This window comes from uncultured Phenylobacterium sp. (assembly GCF_902826855.1).
Classification (GTDB): domain Bacteria; phylum Pseudomonadota; class Alphaproteobacteria; order Caulobacterales; family Caulobacteraceae; genus Phenylobacterium.
On the sequence record NZ_CADEGK010000104.1, the window covers coordinates 1 to 16370 of the forward strand.

Genomic DNA, 16370 nt, shown 5'->3' on the forward strand with positions numbered 1-16370 from the left:
GCCGTGTAGTGGAGGTGGTGCGGACCCGCCCAGATGTAGATGAAGATCAGTGACCAGAAGTGCACGATGGACAGGCGGTACGAATAGATCGGCCGCTCAACCCGCTTCGGCACGAAGTAGTACATCATCGCCAGGAAGCCGGCGGTGAGGAAGAAGCCCACGGCGTTGTGGCCGTACCACCACTGGATCAGGGCGTCCTGGACGCCCGCGAAGGCCGAGTAACTCTTGGCTTCGAGCAGTCCCACGGGGACGGCGGCGTTGTTCACCAGGTGCAGGATCGCGATGGTGACGATGAAGGCCAGGTAGAACCAGTTGGCCACATAGATGTGCGGCTCCTTCCGCTTCCACAGCGTGCCCAGGAACACCAGCAGGTAGGCGACCCAGACGATGGTCAGCCAGATGTCGACGTACCACTCGGGCTCGGCGTATTCGCGGCTCTGGGTGATGCCGGCCAGATAGCCGGTCGCCGCCAGGACGATGAAGAGCTGGTAGCCCCAGAATACGAACCAGGGGGCCACCCCGCCCGCGAGGCGCGCCTTGCAGGTCCGCTGCACCACGTAGAAGGACGTGCAGATCAACGCGTTGCCGCCGAAAGCGAACACCACCGCGGAGGTGTGGAGCGGCCGCAGACGCCCGAAGTTCAGCCAGGGTGCGTCGGGGAAGTAGAAGATCTCCGGCCAGCTTAGCTGTGCCGCCGCGAGGGCGCCCGCGGCGAGCCCCGCGATGGCCCAGAACATGGTGGCGATCACCCCGGCGCGGACGACGCCGTCGGCGTAGCGGCTCGGGTTGGCGCGCAGGCGATCGTTGCCTAAGCCCATGCTCATGGCCACGAAGCCGGCCAGGAAGCCTGCGAACATCGTCCAACCGGCGAAGCGGAAGGCGGGGTCCGGACTGAAGGCTGTGGCGATCAGCGCGCCGAAGGCCGCGAGGCCGGTGAAGGTGTAGAGGATGATCGCGTCAAACGGCGCGCCATCGCTTCGGGCTGTGGCCTGAGTCATGGAACCCATGGGTCGGTTGAAAGTCACCGGGGTTCTGGGGGGGAACGGAAGCAGCCGCCTTGATTTGCCTCAAGGCGGCCGGATCGGCGCGAGGCGACCTTGCGCCTATGCAGACCAAGACCCGCCCACACCCGGCCCTAACCCGCGAGCAACAGGCCGCTCGCGTCCTGACGGCCCTCACGGGCGTCGTCCTGGTGGCCAGTGCGGCATTAGCGGCTGACCTGGCTCGCGCCCACATGTCCGACTTGGGAATTGTTTGCGGCGCCGGCGCTGCTTCCCATTGTGCCTGGTGCCTCGGGGCGGCGAGTCTTGCCCTGGCGGGACTCGCCGCATTCGCCGCCGCCCTTGCCCGTCCGCGGCCCCCTCTGGCGCGGGCGGTCGCGCGCGCGCGCTGGTGAGGCCGTCCCAGGACCGGACGGTCCGCAGCCTGATCGCTCTGGAGAAGTCAGCATCGACCGCGCGCGTGCTGAACTTGGCCGCGACCCACCGCAGACACGGCGCCGACGGCTCGCTCCAGGCGGAGCCGTTCTTCCACAACCGGCTGCTCAACCATGCGATCATCATCAAGCACCGGTTGCGACCGTATGAGCGCGACCTGTTCGTCCGACCGGCCGCCACCGTCACCAAGATCCTCGCCCCGATGGATGCCGCCGACCTGAAGGTCGGAGCGCGGGTCTTGATGGTGGGGCAGAAGGATTTCGACGAGACCGCCGCTGAAGTCTTCGGCAACGCCCTGAACCCGGGTTCTGGGGACCGTCAGATCCTGGACCTGATCGACGGCCTGCCGTCGCTGGACCCCTTCCTGCTGCGCGAACACCTGAAGCGCCACGGCTTCGAGCCCGCCCGCGCCTACTTCGCCATTACCGACGCGGACATCCAGCGCATGTACGACTTCGTACGACAGGAGGTCATGGCGCTCGTCACCCTCTCGGCAGGCGGCGAAGGAGCCGGAGTCCAGGCCGCCTCCAAGCTGGTGGAGAAGCTGCTGTCCAATTCGGCCGACGACAGCTTCGCACCACTGAAAGACACACTGCGCCTCAGCGACACGGATTATCAGGACGGCGTCTTCTGCTGGCGGGGCTTCCTCTACTACAAATGGGTCCTCACCGAACTGACCCCGCAACTGGCCCGTGTCATGGTCGAGTTGACCGCCCTGCAGCCGCGGGGCGCGCGCACCCCTGACACCACGCGCTACCTGCCGGACGCACGGCTTCGGATCGAGGCGGCCGTGACCACCGCTCTGGAAGGGGTGAACAGGATGCTCGCGGTCTACGACGACGCCTATGGGTCCCTGACCTTGGATGGCCAGCCTGCGGCGTTTCGCGACTTCCTGCTGGCCGCGCCGGACATGTTCACGGCGCTGGGCGAACAGTGCGGCGCCGTGCAGCACATCGTCAGCTTCTGGCGCTACCGCTTCCCGCCCGGGCGCTCGGCGATGGTCGACGCCGACGAGCTGATGGACATCTTCCTCGATTTCGAAGACGGGCTGACCTTCGTCCCAGCGCGGGACGTGCACCTGGCGTGACCTGAACCCGCCGCGTCGCTGTACTTCAACTTCGAAATCTTGAGCCGGATCAAAGCCGCGCTCCATCGCGTATGGGACGCTCTCCCCGCGACCCAGGTCGCCAACAAAGGGGATACTCATGATCAAGACTCTCGGGTCCGCGGCGGTTGTCGCCGCGCTCGCGGCGGCCGGTGCGGCCCAGGCTCAAGACTTCCAACCGAAGGCAAAGGGCGACCTCGTCCTCAACGTGCGGATAACCGACGTGACGCCGACGGGTAGCGACCCAATCGTGACCCTCGCGGGCGCGCCGACGGGCCTCCGCTCGAAGGTCAGCTACGACGTCATGCCGACGGTGGGCCTCAGCTACTTCCTGAGCGACCACGTCGCGGTCGAGGTCATCGCCGGCACGACGCAGCACTCCGTGCGGGCCAAGGGGCCGGCCACCGACGTGAAGGTGAAGGAGACCTGGGTCCTGCCGCCGGTCGTGACGCTGCAGTACCACTTCGCGCCCGCCGCGCGGGTCAGCCCGTACGTCGGCGCCGGCGTGAACTACATGCTGTTCTACAGCGGCTCCAACAAGAACGGCTTCCACGTCAAGCTGGACGACGGCTTCGGCGCGGCGCTGCAGGCCGGCGTGGACATCGCGACCGGCGACCGCTGGGCCGTCAACCTCGACGCCAAGAAGATCTTCTTCGAGACCGATGCTGTCGACCGGACCGCGGGTATCAGGAGCAAGGTGACCCTGAACCCCTGGGTGCTGTCCGCGGGACTGGGCTACCGATTCTAGCTGGGAGCGGGCGCGGGCTTGATCCTGCGCAATGCGACCGCGCCAGTGGGTCTTAACCTGCTCCCATCGTTGGCAGGAGGCCGGCATGGGGAGGCTGAACGGAAAGGTCGCGGTGATCACCGGCGGCGCGCTCGGCATCGGGCGCGCCACGACCCTGCGCATGGCCGAGGAAGGCTGCGCGGTCGCGATCTGCGACGTCCTGGTCTCGGAGGCAAACGCGTTCGTCGACGAGCTCGTGGGAGCCGGCTTCGAGGCCTGCTTCTGGCCGCTCGACGTCTCGCGGGAAGCGGAGGTCGACAAGGCTTTCAACGCCGTCGCCGAACGCTTCGGGCGCATCGACATCCTGGTGAACAACGCCGGCGTCGTTGGCGCCAACAAGCCCACCGACCAGCTCACCGAGGCGGAGTGGGACTATGTCCAGAACGTCAACGTGAAGGGCGTCTTCTTCGCCACCAAGCACGTAATCCCGCACCTCCGCCGCGCCGGTGGTGGAAGCATCATCAACCTGAGTTCAATCTATGGCTTAGTGAGCGCGGCCGATGTGCCGCCTTACCACGCCTCAAAGGGCGCGGTGCGGCTGATGACCAAGACCGACGCCCTCACCTACGCCGCCGACAGAATCCGCGTGAACTCGATCCACCCCGGCTTCATCTGGACACCGATGGTCGAGGGGTTCGTCCAAGACATGGGAAACGAGGCGGAGGCGCGCGTCAGCCTCGCGGCGCTGCATCCCCTCGGCCACGTCGGCGAACCCGACGATATCGCCTGGGGCTGCGTCTACCTCGCGTCAAACGAAGCCAGGTTTGTCACCGGCGCCGAGCTGGTGATCGACGGCGGCTACACGGCGCGGTGAGTCCGTCATGCCCGCCTTCAGCCTCCCCGCCCTCCTCCGCGCCGTCCTCGTCTGGCTGGTGATCATCGTCGCCGAGAGCGCCCACGGCGCCATCCGTCGCCTGCTGTTCAGCCCGGAGGCGACCTTCACGATCCGCCAGCTGTCCGTCCTCGTGGGCGCGATCATGATCTTCGCCATCACCTGGGTCTTCCTCGACTGGATCCGGATTCGCACGGCGCGCGGAGCGTTGGCGATTGGGGCCGTGTGGGTGGTCCTGACCGCCGCGTTCGAGGTGGCTCTCGGGCGGCTGACCGGCCTTGGTTGGGATCGCATCCTCGCCGACTACGACCTGACGCGCGGCGGGCTGATGGGGCTTGGCCTGTTGGCGATGGGCCTCACGCCCTGGGCCGTGCGCCAGCTTCAGGACGGGCGCGCCGCCCGCCGTCACCGGGCGCTGGCCCGCAAACTCGGGAGAGCGCCATGAAGCACGCCGTCATCCTTGCCCACCCTTCCCGCAGGAGCCTGAACGCGGCGATCGCCCGGACCTATCGGGAGGCTGTCGAGCGCCTAGGCGACGAGGTGATCGTGCGCGACCTCTATGCGATGCGCTTCAACCCCTGCCTCCGGGCCTCGGAAATCCCCGGTCCCAAAGAGCCCGTCTTCAGCGTCGAGGTCCGTCGTGAACGCGAGCTGCTGGAAGACGTCGACGTATTCGCGTTCGTCTACCCGCTGTGGTTCAACGCCCCGCCAGCGATACTGAAGGGTTACGTGGATCGGGTGTTCGGCATGGGGTTCGGGTTCAAGCCGGATTTCGGCGGCGTCAGACCCGCGCTCGTGGGGCGCCAGCTGATCAGCTTCACGACCTCGGGCGCACCGGAGTTCTGGGTGCGCGACACCGGCGCGCTCAGCGCCCTGACGCGGCTGTTCGACAGCCATCTTGGCGGCGTCTGCGGCCTCAAGGTGGTGGACCACGCCCACTTCGGCGGCATGGTTTCCGGCATCACCGAGGAAGCGTTCCAGGACGTCATGGCCAAGGTCCGGACGTCCGTCACGGCCCACTTCCGCCGGCACCCATCGCAGGTCGCCTAGGACAAGGCCGGGGGCTCAATCAGCGAGACGGACCCGGGGCTGTGCGTCCCAAGCAGCGCCGCGACGACCTGCTCCTCGAATCTGTAGATATCGAGCGGCTTGCGCAGGACGGGGGCTCCGGCGAACTCCGGGGCGACGCCCAGGCCGGCGTAGCCAGTCACGAACGCGAAGGGTATCCCGGCGCGCTGCAGAACCTCCGCGACCGGATAGACGACCTCGTCGCCCAGGTTGACGTCGAGCAGCGCGCCGGAAAGCCCGGCGATCTGCGCCAGCGGCAGTGCGTCCGCCACCGACGCGACGGGTCCCACCACCTCGCAGCCGAGGTCGGCGAGCAGGTCCTCGATCATCAGCGCGACCAGCGGCTCATCGTCGACCACGAGGATGCGGAGCCCGGTGAGGGGAGATGGTCGGGTGCTCATGATTCCCCCGCCAGCAGCGGGAACGCCAACGTCGCCACCAAGCCGGTCGGACGGTAGTCCAGTTCTGCCGTGCCGCGTAGCCCGGCGGCGACGCTCCGGTGGATCAGGCGACTGCCGAAGCCCGTGCGCAGGGGCGGCGAGACCGGGGCAAGGCTCTGCTCGCGCCAGGTCAGGCGGAGCCGTCGCCCGGCCACGTCCGACTCAACGTCCCAATCGACAGCGAGCGCCCCGCCGTTGGACAGGGCGCCGAACTTGGCTGCGTTGGTCGCGAGTTCGCCGATCACCATGCCTAGCGTCACCGAACGGTTAGGCCCGAGCGTCACCCGCGGCCCGCGGATCTCGAAGGCTTGATCGGTCGCGCCGTAGGGGTTGATCTGCTCGCGCACGATGTCCTCCACGAGAGCGCCGGACCAGTCGTTGCGGGTCAGCACGTCATGGCTCTGGGACAGAGCCGCGATACGGGCGGTGAAGGCCGCGCTGAACGCCTCGGGGCTCGAGGCGGTTCGCAGGGTCTGGACGACGATGGACTGCACGCTGGCGAGTGCGTTCTTCACGCGATGGTTCAGCTCGCGAACGAGCAGGGATTGGCGTTCGTGGATTTCCTTCCGCGCGGACAGGTCGCGCACCACAGCCGTCACGAGCATTTCACCGTGGCTGGCGAGCGGGCTGAGGTTGGTCTCGATCGGGAACTCCGACCCGTCCTTGCGTCGGCCGAACATGTCGTTGCCGTCGCCCATCCGACGGGTCGCCGGGCTTTCGAGGTAGCGCTCGATGCGCCCGGCATGGCGGAGCCGGAACCGTTCCGGCATCAGCATGCCGATGTTCTGGCCGAGCAGTTCGGCGCGGTCGTAGCCGAACAGGCGCTCCGCCTCCGCGTTCAGCAGGACGATCCCGCCTGCAGCGTCGGCGATGATGATGGCGTCCGGGGCGCCTTCGAGCAGCCCGCGAAAGCGCGCCTCGCTGACCTGAAGATGCTCGACGAGTTCCTCGGCGCGGACAACGGCCGCCCGCGTGCGGGCATTGGACCGGAGCAGGAAGGTGATCGCCGCGACGTCGATGAGTCCGAGGACCACGAACAGCGCCACCGCCCAGGGGCTCGCCCCGGCGAGCGCCGGAACCGGACCCAGACCGCAGAACAGCGCCGCCAAGCCGACAGCGATCAACCCTACGCCGGGGCCACAGAGGAGCGCAACGAAGGTCACGCCAGAGAGCAGGACGGCGTAGATGGCGCCATCGACCCATGCGGGGAGCAGCGCGGTCGTGACGGCGCTTGCAGCCACGAGGGTCAGCGCCAGCGCCGCACGGCTCGTGCGGCCGTATCGCCCGCGGGGCAGCATGCCCTCGGTCTCGAGGACCTGTGCGACGCGGCGAAGCGGCTTCATGAGCGTTTCTCGCTCTTCGGCGCATCACGGCCTTGATCGGGATCAACGGCTACGCCCGGCGGACCCGCCAATCAGCTTTCAGCGCGTCTCGCGGCGAGCCAAGCGGCGAGGCGACGGTCCCAGCCGTAGATATCCGGGTGGAAGCTCAGACGGCCATCGGGACCGGGTCGGACCGTCCGATGCACAACGAACAGCGGGATCGGCCGAGCCAGCCCGACGCGGCGCGTGTCTCTGGCGGCGATCGCCGCGGCGACGGTGGCGGGGGAGCCTCCCTGCGCCGCCAGCAGCTCCGCGGCGAGTCCCCGCGCATCCTGGAGGCGCATGCAGCCGTGGCTGAACGCGCGCACCGGGTTCGCGAACAGGCCCTTGCCCGGCGTGTCGTGGAGATAGACGCCGAACGGGCTCTGGATGTCGAACTTTACGAGGCCCAGCGAGTTGGTCGGGCCAGGGCGCTGCTGCAGGTGGCCGTCCACCCAGCGGATTCCCTGGCTCGCCAGCAGCCCGGGACGTCTGGCCTCCGCGGGCAGCAGTTCGGTGCGGGCGATGGACGCCGGAACGTTCCAGGGCGGATTGAACACGACCGCATCGATCCGCGACCCGAACATCAGCGTCGGATGCTTCGGTGAGCCCACGATGGCGCGCATTTGCAGCACGGGCGAGCGTTCCCGGTAGAGGGTGAGGTCCTGGCCGCCCGTGTCGACTTCGACGCGATCTGCGGGCATCGCCCAGGGCAGCCAGCGCCAACGTTCCAGGTTGGCGTCGATCTGGGCCAGGCGAACCTCGGGGGTCACGGCCAGCTCCCGCCGCGTGGCGGCGCCGAGGATGCCGTCCGCCTCGATCGCGTGGTTCGCCTGGAAGGCGCGGAGCGCCTGTTCCAGATCCGCATCGAACGCGTCCTGCTCAGCGGCTTCCTTGAGCGGGTAGCCCTCCGCCGCCAGACGGAGGCGAAGGCTGGCCACCGCACCGGATCGCTCTCCCGGGCGAAGGGTCGCGCCCGCCGGAACGCTCGGCCAGCCGCCCGCTGCCGCCAGCGCCGCGTAGGCCGGCCGCGCGACCCGCAGGGCCCGGTTGTCCGGTGAGGTCGGCCCAAGGGTGTCCAGCCAACCCGCCAGCCGGCCTTCCGTCCGCGCCGCACCAAACGCCTGGCTGAGGTCGTGGCGAGGCGGCGAAAGGCTCCAGAGCGGCTCGAGGTCGGCGGGACGCGGCACGCGCGCAGTCTCGCCCGCGGCCGCGGCCAGCACTCGCGCCACGAGGTCGCTGTCGTCCAGGCTCTGCAGCGCCGCCGACGAGAGGCCAAGCGCCGAGGCGATCGCGGCGCGTTCCAAGGTCGTGAGCGTCCAGGCCTCGGCTTGCGCCCTGCCGCCGCACGTCGCCCCGGCCGCGAGGAGCGCCAAGCTGAACGCGCGCCGGTTCATGCCGCCGGCACGGCGAGGGCCCTGGCGCACGCCACGGGCCATGGGACGGATGCCTGCGAAATCGCGGCCATCCCGCGCCTCAGTGGGTCTTATGGACCGCGAGCTCGGCGTCGCGCGGGAGGCCATAGGCCCGCTGAGCGGCCGGCAGTCGCATTGCCATCCGGGTGGCCTCGCGCATGGAGGCAAAAGCGGTCGCGGCTTCGGGGTCCTCGATCCAGCGCAAGCTACCTGCCGGCATCTCCAGCAGATAGCGTTCGGCGTCTCGGCCCGGATCGGTCCTGGCGACGATAGCGGGATGGGGAACGTCGGTGGCAAGCATCGCGGAGGTCCTCTCGATCTCTGACCCAGAGCTAGCGCCTCCTCGCCCAGCGCGGCCATTCGGGGGCGCCGCCTAGGTACGGGTACGGAGGCGGAGCGCGCGGGCCCTGACCCGCCTCGAGCGCTAACCTTGATCGGGGTCAAGGTCGGGGCCCTGAGGGACCCCAAGGATGGGGGCAAGGAGATCCATCATGAACGCCAACCCCGCCGACCCGAGAGCTCGTCCCGACGCCACCCAGGCCATGGGCCTCTGGACGACACCGTTCGCGGGTTGGGACCCGAACGCCGCGACGGAGCTGATGAGCGCCGGGGCCTGCGCCTACGACGCGTGGCACGCCTATGTCTCGCGCGTCGCGACCGCGGCGACGCCGGTCGCGGTGTTCGAGGCGGGCGCCCAGTTGATGGCCGACAGCCTCGACGTCTGCAGCCGCGCGGCGGGCTCGCGCTTGCGGGCCGCTGGCCTCAGCGCCCCGCTCCTCCACGACGCCTGATTCGATGGCGCCCGCGCCGCCGACCGAAGCTCTCGCCGCCACGCCCGGCGCCTTGGTGGCAGCGCGGTTCCGCCGGCTCGCGGACCTTCTGGAGATCGAAGGCGCCAACCCGTTCCGGGTCCGCGCCTACCGCCGCGCTGCGGTAACGGCCGAGCGCCTCGGACCGCGGCTCCGGGAGCTTCTCGCGCGCGCAACCGGGCGGCTGCGCCGGCTCGACGAGACTGAGACCCGCCTCCCGCCGGGCCTCGCGCAGCTGCTCGCCCTGCCAGGGCTCGGACCGAAGCGGATCCGGCGCCTCCATGGCGAACTCGGCATCCGCGGCCCAGGCGACCTGCGCGCCGCCCTCGACGCCGGCGCGGTGCGGAGGCTTCGCGGATTCGGCCCCGCCCTCGAGCAGCGATTGCGCGCCGGCCTGGCGACCCGCCGCGCGGACGGCTGGCCCTCGGCGACGGCGGCGCCCCACGCGCGGTCGCTCCACGCGGCCCTGGAGGCGATGCCGGGGGTCATGGCCGCCACCATTGCGGGGAGCCTTCGCCGTGGCCGACCCATCGTGGGCGACATTGATCTCGTGGTCGCAGCCGAATCCCCAGGCGACATCACCCAGCGGTTCACCGCCCTGCCCGGCGTAGCCGAGGTGCTGACCTGCGGTGAGACCCAGGCCACCGTGCGGCTGACCAATGGTCTGCAAGCCGATCTCCGGATCGCCGCGCCCGACGCGTTCGGGGCGATGCTGATCCACTTCACCGGCTCGAAGGCGCACAATATCGCCCTGCGTCGCCGCGCACAGGCCCGCGGCCTCAAGCTCAACGAATACGGGCTCTACCGCGGCCGCCGCCGTCTGGCAGGGCGCACCGAGGCGGAGATCTATGCCGCCCTGGGCCTGGCCGAGATTCCTCCGGCCCGGCGCGAGGCCGAGGGCGAGATCGAGGCGGCGGAGCGACCGCCCCGCCCCCGCCTTGATCGGCATCAAGGCGGGGTGGCGCTGGCGGGCCCCCATTGAGGGCACGCAGCCGCTGCAAACCCAGGAGGTCCCCGTGAATACGGGCCGAGCCGAGACAACTGCCTTTCCGCCCGCCGGCGAGCGCACCCGCGACACTGTGATCGAAGAGATGGATCACCGGATCAAGAACCACCTGCAGATGCTGGCGTCCTATGCGCGCTCGGCCAGCCGTCGGCGTGGCCTGACGCTGAGCGAACTCGGCGAGGACCTGGCCGACAAGCTCAGCGCCATCGCGGGCGCGCACGACGCCCTGCACCGCGCCGCCGGCCAGGGGTTCGGGCTGGCCCTGCCGTTCCTGGAGACCCTGGTCGCCGCCTTCGACGGTTCGGGGCGGCGGATTCATGTCACCTGCGACCCGACCCTGCAGTTGCCTGCGGCAGAACTGGCGCCGGTGGGGATGATCGTGAGCGAGGCGATCGCAAACGCCCTCAAGCACGCCTTCCCCGAAGGCCGCGACGGCGACGTCTGGGTGCGACTGACGGAAGCGGGCGGCCGCGTCACCCTGGCGATCCGCGACAATGGTATCGGCATGCCCGACCTCGATCACACGCCCAACAGCGGGCGCGGGCTGATCGAGGCGCTGGCGCAGCAACTCGGCGGCCGCGCGCGCCTCGGCAGCGTGCCTTTTGGCGGCGCCGAGGTGCAGGTGGTGTTCCCGCACAGCCACTGAAGCCGGACATACCTTCGCCATAGGACGTCGACGAGGAAGGCCGCCGGCTGAGGACAGTCCTGATAGCTGCTACAAGAGCGGCGGCGGCCCGGCAGCCAGGATGCTGGTCACCGTCCCGCCCCGGAGACCGCCTCCGCCGCCATCCGGGCGAGGCGCAGGGGGCGCAGGCCCAGGACTCGGACGTGCTCGACGTGACCGAAGCCTTGCCGGTAGTCGAGCACACCGATGACCTCCGGCGTGATCGCGAACAACGCCAGGTCGGCGTCGCCGGCCCCCGCGACGTACTGGGCGATCTCGCTGAACTTCCGTGTGAAAAGCAGGGCCACCTCGTCCTGCGCCTCGCCAGCCGGAACCTGCCGGGCGCGGCCGCTGATCGAAAGGCCGCGGATTTCCCCCCAGTCGCGGTACGGCAGGCTTACGGTCAGCGCCACGCGGTCGTCGGCGGCGAGGTTGCGGGCCTTCTGCGAGTCCGGAGAACACCCGAAGTAGATCGTCGGGCCGCCGCTGGCGTAACTGACCACGACCGCGTGGGGCGCCCCATCGGCGCCCACGGTGGCGAGTGTCAGGTCGCGGCCTTCGGCGAGGATAGCCAGAATGTCGGCTTCGAGCGGCTGGGACATGGGACCTCCGGGTTCGCGGTCCGATCGTCCCCTCCGGCCGGGGATGCCGCCTTGCGCGAGGTCAAACCCCGACGCGGCAGCGTCTGCGGCTCAGGGTCCCTCAGCCGCCACCCTCCGTCCGAAGAGCGCCAACGCCGCTGCCGTGAGACAGCCCGCGATGATCCCCGCCGAGAGGTCGTGCGCCAGGGTCACAGCGAAGGTCGCCAGCAGCACCAGAGCTGTGCGCCAGTCCCGCAGCAGGCGCAGGAACTCCGCCTTCTCGGCCATGTTCCACGCCACGACCAACAGCACCCCGGCCAGCGCCGCCATGGGAATGAAGCCCGCCAGCGGCGCGGCGACCGCCACGAACAGCAACAGGAAGACCGCGTGCAGCAGGCCCGCCACCGGGCTGCGGGCGCCAGCGCGGACATTCGCGGCGGTCCGAGCAATCGTCCCGGTCACGCAGATGCCTCCGAACAGCGCCGAGGCGACGTTGGCCAGGCCCTGGGCGACCAGCTCCATGTTCGAGCGGTGCACCCGGCCGGTCATGCCGTCGGCGACCTTCGCCGACAGCAGGCTCTCCACCGCGCCCAGCAGGGTGAAGGTCAGGGCGGCCGGCGCCAGCCGCAGCAGCGCGGCGGGACTGAGGTCCGGCAGGGCCGGAACCGGCAGCCCGCTCGGCAACGCTCCGAACCGGTCCCCGATGGTCTCCACCGGGAGCCGCAGGGCCCAGGCGCCTATGGAGGCCAGTGCGATGGCGATCAGCATGCCCGGCCAAGCTGGGCGCCAGCGGCGCACGCCCAGGATCAGCGCCGCCACGCCGGCGCCGACGGCGAAGGCCAACGGGCTGAACGTCCCGGCTGATTCCGCCAGCGCCATCAACTTCGGACCGAGCGGCACCGGCTCAGCGCCGGCGAGGCGCAGGCCGCCAAGATCCTTGAGCTGGCTGGCCAGGATGGTGACGGCGATGGCGCCGGTGAAGCCGACGGTTACCGCGTGCGGGATGTGGCGCACCAGCGACCCGAGGCGCAGGAGGCCCAGCAGCGTCAGCAGCGCGCCCGACATAAGAACGGCGGTCAGCAGCCCCGACACCCCGAACTTTGCAGCGGTGGCGGCGACAAGCACGATGAAGGCGCCGGCCGGCCCCCCGATCTGGAAGCGGCTGCCACCCAGGGCGGAGACCAGGAACCCGCCGACGATCGCCGCGTACAATCCGCGGTCCGGCGACACTCCCGAGGCGACGGCGATGGCCATCGACAGCGGCAGCGCGATCACCGCGACGGTCAGGCCGGCCGCCGCGTCTCCCCGAAGGTCATCCAGGCGGTAGCCCTCGCGAAACGTCGTGAGCAGCTTCGGCCGATAGAGGTGCGCGGTGGCGGTTCCGTCGGGCATGGCCGTCTACCGCTTCCGCCGATCGGCGTCCGGGTCGGACAGGCTCTCGATGTAGGCCACCAGGTCTTCGATCTGCCCCGGTCCCAGCTGGACGGGCGGCATCCCGTAGTGACCGGCTCGCGTCAGGCCCGCAACGCGACCCTCCAGCCCCGCCACATGTTGCATCTCGGTGGTCGCAAAGCCGGGGGCCCGTGCGACTGGGCTCACCCCGCCTCGTTCGACGGCATGGCACGACGCACAGGCCTCGATGGCGACGCTTCGCCCGCGCGCGACCGGATCAGCGCCGGTCGGACGCGCGCCCAGCGCCGCGCCGGGCGCCAGCGAGAGGCCCAGGAGAAGGATAGCCACGGCTCGCATCACTTCACTGCCTCTATGCAAGCCGCCACGGTGGACCCACGCCGACCCTACACCTCTGAAGGCGGTAGGATTTGCGCTTTCGCAAAGGGCGGCCGGGGGAAGGCGCAACGGCGTCGCTCGGGCTGCGGCGGCGCTCTCGCGCTGGTGCGGGCGGCCGGGGTCGAACCGGCACGAGCCTTGCGGCCCTACGGATTTTCATACCACTTCGGCTTTCGCCGCCGATCCGATCCGGACCGTTTGTGGTCTGGACTATCCCTTCGCCCTGGCCAGAAGGCTTTAGGCGCCGCCCGTCTAGTCTCTACACCTTCCCCGGAAGGATCCCTCCGGGGCTTGGCTCGGGATTCCCATCTGACAGGGTTCCCCGAGTTTGAGCGGTTCTACGTCCGGGGTTTCCCCCGGCGCACTCCAGGCTCTCGCCCAAGTCCGTTGCGTCTACCAATTCCGCCACGCCCGCGTGACCCGTTCCGAGTGCCACAGACCTCCCGCGCGCGTCCACGCCTAACCGCCGGCTCCCGCAGGATGCGCCCGGGATCGACTTTGACCTGCATCAAACGAGCCGCCCCGCCGCCAGGGCATGGTCGCGCCAAACGCAAGGAGACGACCATGGACGGCACGACCGGAACCCCCGCCGCAAGCCCCGAACACCTCGACGTGCTCATCGTCGGCGCGGGCATCTCCGGGATCGGCGCCGCCTATCACCTGCGCGAGCAGTGCCCGTCGAAGAGCTTCGTCGTGCTGGACGCCCTCGAGGACTTCGGCGGCACCTGGCGCACCCACCGCTATCCCGGCGTTCGCTCCGACAGCGACCTCTACACCTTCGGCTACCGCTTCAAGCCCTGGACGGGGACGCCGATCGCCTCGGCCGAAGAGATCCTGCGATACCTCGGCGAGGTGATCGATGAGAACGACCTGGCGCCGCATATTCGCTACCGCCACCGGATCCTGAGCGCCGACTGGGACAGCGTTACCGCGCTCTGGACGGTGCTGGCCGAGCGCACCGACATCGGCGTGCAGGTCCGCTTCACAGCCAACTTCCTCTGGATGTGCCAGGGCTACTATCGCCACGAGCGCGGCTACACGCCCGACTGGCCCAACATGGACGCCTACCAGGGCCGCATCGTCCACCCGCAGACCTGGCCCGACGACGTCGACTACAAGGACAAGCGCGTCCTGCTGATCGGATCCGGCGCCACGGCCGCCACCCTGCTGCCGGCGATCGCGGATGAGGCCGCCCACGTCACCTTGCTGCAGCGCTCGCCGACCTATTTCATTCCCGGCCGCAACGCCAACGACATCGCCGACGCCTTGAACGCGCTGGAGATCGACCCGGTCTGGACCCATGAGATTGTGCGCCGCCAGATCCTCAAGGAGCAGGCGGCCTTCACTCAGCGTGCTTTCGAGGAACCGCACGCCGTCAAGGCCGAACTGCTGGCCGGCGTCAGCGCCTTCGTGGGGCCCGAGATCACGGCCAAGCACTTCACGCCGCGCTACCTGCCATGGCGCCAGCGGATCGCCTTCGTGCCCGACGGCGACCTGTTCCAGAGCGTGCTCTCCGGCAAGGCCTCGATCGCCGACGGCGAGATCGAGACCTTCACCCCGACCGGCGTGCGCCTGAAGACCGGCGAGGCGCTCGACGCCGACCTGATCATCACCGCCACCGGCTTCGACATCAGCGTACTGGGGGAGATCGCCTTCAGCGTGAACGGCGAACCGGTCGATCCGGCGCAGACCGTCACCTACCGCGGGATGATGTTCACCGGCCTGCCGAACCTCGCCTGGATCTTCGGCTACTTCCGGGCCAGTTGGACCCTGCGGGTGGACCTCGTGGCCGACTTCGTCTGCCGGCTGCTCAACCACATGGACGCGAACGGCGACCGCGCCGTCGAGGTCGTCCTGCGGCCCCAGGACCGCGACATGGTCCGCCTGCCTTGGGTCGAGGCCGAGAACTTCAATCCGGGCTACCTCCAGCGTGGCATGGACCGGCTTCCGCGCCGCGGCGACGCTGAGGAATGGCGGCACACGCAGGACTATTGGGCCGAGCGCAAGGACCTGCCCGCCATCGACCTCGACGGACCGGAATTCGCATACGAGTGGGGCAAGCGCCCGACCGTCGTGCGGACCGGCGGTGAGGCGATGACGTCGCAACTGGCCGACGCAGCGGGCGGCTGACGACGCCCGAGACGGCCCGCGGTTGACGTGGATCAAGGCGGCGCTTGACCCCTGGGGCAGGCTTTCGCGAACGGAAGGAATTCGAATGCGAACCTACCGGACCACACTCGTCGCCGCGGGCGCGGCGTTGCTGTTCGCCACGTCCGTCGCCGCACAGGCCACGCCGCCGCCTCTGAGCGAGAAGGAGTCGATCGCACTTGGCAAGCGGCTTGCCTCGCGAAACTGCGGCATGTGCCACGGGACCGGCCGAAGCGGCGTCAGTCCCGACCCGAACGCGCCGCCTTTCTCCCGGCTGAACCAGCGCTTCGACGTCGAGCAGTTGGGCGAGGGCCTGGCGACCGGCATCCTGACCGGCCACCCCGCCATGCCGGAGTTCCGGTTCGAACCTTACGAGGTGGTGGCCATCGTCCGCTATCTGCGCAGTGTCCAGGTCAAGGGCCGCACCCTCTGACCCATCGGCGGTGGCGGCGAGCACCGCTGGTGGCCTCGGCGAAACCCGATCACTGAATAGGAGGCGCACGTCGACCCCGGGCTCCGCCGGGGCCGAAGAGGCTCTTTTGCGCGTTTCCGGCGGTCAGGCCGCCTCGCGCCAGTGCGGCTGCAGCTGCTCGTGCGGCCAGGCGGCGGGCGTCTTCACCGCGACCGCAAGCCCGGCCAGTTCGTCAGCGAATCCATGGTTCACGTCCCGGTGGTGCGCTTCGTCTGCGCGAACCACCTCGACCACATCGCGCAGCGTCGCATCAAGCGGCAGGTTCCAGTAGCGGATGGCGAGCGCCGGCGCTTGAACGTTGGGCGAACGGCCTTCGTCGATCTCCGCCAGGTAGTGGCTGTAGCTGATCACCGCCTCTTCCTCGAAGTAGCCCACGACCCGGTGGGCCGTCTTGGGCGAGATGAGGTAGAGGCCGAAGAAGAACAGGTAGAAGACCCACTGGGCGGCCACCACCACGA

Annotated in this window: 19 protein-coding genes; 10 read left to right on the forward strand and 9 right to left on the reverse strand. The window is 69.5% G+C overall.

Going from position 1 to position 16370, the window contains the following annotated elements; all coding sequences use genetic code 11:
* The coding region (locus QZV94_RS14680; protein WP_367254501.1) for a cbb3-type cytochrome c oxidase subunit I at positions 1 to 998 on the reverse strand (998 nt) is incomplete at its 3' end.
* 394 nt (positions 999 to 1392) lie between these two features.
* On the opposite strand from QZV94_RS14680, the gene QZV94_RS14685 reads away from it, so the two are divergent.
* The 5 genes from QZV94_RS14685 (at position 1393) to QZV94_RS14705 (ending at position 5210) form a co-directional block, all read left to right on the forward strand.
* A complete protein-coding gene (locus QZV94_RS14685; RefSeq protein ID WP_293678652.1) occupies positions 1393 to 2523 on the forward strand; it encodes a hypothetical protein in 1131 nt (376 codons plus the stop codon).
* Between the two features lie 118 nt (positions 2524 to 2641).
* Positions 2642 to 3289 carry an OmpW family outer membrane protein gene (locus QZV94_RS14690; RefSeq protein WP_293678653.1) on the forward strand — a complete coding sequence of 216 codons (648 nt, stop codon included), beginning with the start codon at positions 2642 to 2644 and terminating at the stop codon, positions 3287 to 3289.
* A gap of 85 nt (positions 3290 to 3374) precedes the next feature.
* Entirely contained in the window at positions 3375 to 4142 is a 768-nt protein-coding gene (locus QZV94_RS14695) for an SDR family NAD(P)-dependent oxidoreductase (protein WP_293678654.1), read from the forward strand.
* A gap of 7 nt (positions 4143 to 4149) precedes the next feature.
* Positions 4150 to 4605: a hypothetical protein gene (locus QZV94_RS14700; protein ID WP_293678655.1), complete on the forward strand. Its 456-nt coding sequence runs from the start codon at positions 4150 to 4152 to the stop codon at positions 4603 to 4605.
* Entirely contained in the window at positions 4602 to 5210 is a 609-nt protein-coding gene (locus QZV94_RS14705; RefSeq protein ID WP_293678656.1) for an NAD(P)H-dependent oxidoreductase, read from the forward strand. The genes QZV94_RS14700 and QZV94_RS14705 overlap by 4 nt, the downstream gene beginning before the upstream one ends.
* Here QZV94_RS14705 and QZV94_RS14710 read toward each other — a convergent pair.
* The 4 genes from QZV94_RS14710 to QZV94_RS14725 all read right to left on the reverse strand — a co-directional run bounded on the left by QZV94_RS14710 (position 5207) and on the right by QZV94_RS14725 (position 8745).
* Positions 5207 to 5629: a response regulator gene (locus tag QZV94_RS14710; protein WP_293678657.1), complete on the reverse strand. Its 423-nt coding sequence runs from the start codon at positions 5627 to 5629 to the stop codon at positions 5207 to 5209. The genes QZV94_RS14705 and QZV94_RS14710 overlap by 4 nt on opposite strands.
* The gene (locus QZV94_RS14715) at positions 5626 to 7011 is read right to left on the reverse strand and encodes a sensor histidine kinase (protein ID WP_293678658.1); all 1386 of its coding nucleotides are present in this window, start codon (positions 7009 to 7011) and stop codon (positions 5626 to 5628) included. Before QZV94_RS14715 ends, QZV94_RS14710 begins: the two co-directional genes overlap by 4 nt.
* 71 nt (positions 7012 to 7082) lie before the next feature.
* Complete coding sequence (locus QZV94_RS14720) at positions 7083 to 8426, reverse strand: L,D-transpeptidase family protein (protein WP_293678659.1); 1344 nt, start codon at positions 8424 to 8426, stop codon at positions 7083 to 7085.
* 79 nt (positions 8427 to 8505) lie between these two features.
* A complete protein-coding gene (locus QZV94_RS14725; protein ID WP_293678660.1) occupies positions 8506 to 8745 on the reverse strand; it encodes a hypothetical protein in 240 nt (79 codons plus the stop codon).
* A 190-nt stretch (positions 8746 to 8935) separates the two neighbouring features.
* Between QZV94_RS14725 and QZV94_RS14730 the strand changes: the two genes are divergently transcribed.
* The 3 genes from QZV94_RS14730 to QZV94_RS14740 are packed head-to-tail and all read left to right on the forward strand — an operon-like array spanning position 8936 to position 10905.
* The gene (locus QZV94_RS14730; RefSeq protein ID WP_293678661.1) at positions 8936 to 9235 is read left to right on the forward strand and encodes a hypothetical protein; all 300 of its coding nucleotides are present in this window, start codon (positions 8936 to 8938) and stop codon (positions 9233 to 9235) included.
* Between the two features lie 4 nt (positions 9236 to 9239).
* Positions 9240 to 10235, forward strand: coding sequence for a nucleotidyltransferase domain-containing protein (locus tag QZV94_RS14735; protein ID WP_293678662.1), 996 nt, complete (start codon positions 9240 to 9242; stop codon positions 10233 to 10235).
* A 34-nt stretch (positions 10236 to 10269) separates the two neighbouring features.
* A complete protein-coding gene (locus QZV94_RS14740) occupies positions 10270 to 10905 on the forward strand; it encodes a sensor histidine kinase (RefSeq protein ID WP_293678663.1) in 636 nt (211 codons plus the stop codon).
* Between the two features lie 107 nt (positions 10906 to 11012).
* Here QZV94_RS14740 and QZV94_RS14745 read toward each other — a convergent pair whose 3' ends face one another.
* The 3 genes from QZV94_RS14745 to QZV94_RS14755 form a co-directional block, all read right to left on the reverse strand.
* Complete coding sequence (locus tag QZV94_RS14745) at positions 11013 to 11525, reverse strand: pyridoxamine 5'-phosphate oxidase family protein (RefSeq protein WP_293678664.1); 513 nt, start codon at positions 11523 to 11525, stop codon at positions 11013 to 11015.
* 90 nt (positions 11526 to 11615) lie between these two features.
* Complete coding sequence (locus QZV94_RS14750; RefSeq protein WP_293678665.1) at positions 11616 to 12896, reverse strand: SulP family inorganic anion transporter; 1281 nt, start codon at positions 12894 to 12896, stop codon at positions 11616 to 11618.
* Between the two features lie 6 nt (positions 12897 to 12902).
* Positions 12903 to 13244, reverse strand: a complete 342-nt coding sequence (locus tag QZV94_RS14755) for a cytochrome c (protein ID WP_293678666.1) — start codon at positions 13242 to 13244, stop codon at positions 12903 to 12905.
* Positions 13245 to 13856: 612 nt separating this feature from the next.
* On the opposite strand from QZV94_RS14755, the gene QZV94_RS14760 reads away from it, so the two are divergent.
* Complete coding sequence (locus QZV94_RS14760; protein WP_293678667.1) at positions 13857 to 15422, forward strand: NAD(P)/FAD-dependent oxidoreductase; 1566 nt, start codon at positions 13857 to 13859, stop codon at positions 15420 to 15422.
* 85 nt (positions 15423 to 15507) lie between these two features.
* Positions 15508 to 15873 carry a cytochrome c gene (locus QZV94_RS14765; RefSeq protein WP_293678668.1) on the forward strand — a complete coding sequence of 122 codons (366 nt, stop codon included), beginning with the start codon at positions 15508 to 15510 and terminating at the stop codon, positions 15871 to 15873.
* A gap of 123 nt (positions 15874 to 15996) precedes the next feature.
* Here the strand turns inward: QZV94_RS14765 and QZV94_RS14770 are convergent.
* On the reverse strand, positions 15997 to 16370 hold a 374-nt coding region (locus tag QZV94_RS14770; RefSeq protein ID WP_293678669.1), incomplete at its 5' end, for an alternative oxidase.